Annotated in this window: 1 protein-coding gene; it reads right to left on the reverse strand. The window is 79.1% G+C overall.

Going from position 1 to position 478, the window contains the following annotated elements; genetic code table 11:
- Positions 1 to 47 precede the first annotated feature (47 nt).
- Positions 48 to 478: hypothetical protein (locus RI554_03350; GenBank protein ID MDR9391045.1), on the reverse strand; the 431-nt coding region annotated here is incomplete at its 5' end.

The following is a 478-nucleotide window of genomic DNA, read 5'->3' on the forward strand; positions in this document are numbered from 1 at the left end:
ACCGTCGCGTGGAACGCCGTCCTGGGGGGGCACGTCGCCATCGTCGTTCACGACGGCGAGTCTAGCAGGTCCCCCTCGCGCCGCTCGGGCGCCTCCCCCTCCGTCCGCCGGAGGCGGTGCACGGCGGGGCGGTGCCCCCCGTGGAACACCCGCAGGGTGCCGTCGGGACGCCACGCGTCCCCCGCCGCCGCCAGGGCGGCGTCGAACGCCCGGAGGGCGTGCGTGACGATCCACGCCCGCCCGCCGGGCACCACGAGCCGCGACGCTTCGCGCAACAGCGCGGCGTAGAGGTCCGGGAGGTCCGCCGTCTCCCCGACCGCGTCGCCCCAGGGCGGGTCGGCGACGAGGACGTCGAAGGCGGCGTCCGGCAGGTCCGTGGCGGTGGCGTCCGCGAGCCGCAGCTGGACGGCCGGTCGGGACCGCGCCGGGGGGGCGGCCGCACCGTCGTCGGGGGGCAGGAGGTCGTCCTCGACGCGGG

The sequence above is a fragment of the Trueperaceae bacterium genome, from assembly GCA_031581195.1.
Classification (GTDB): domain Bacteria; phylum Deinococcota; class Deinococci; order Deinococcales; family Trueperaceae; genus SLSQ01.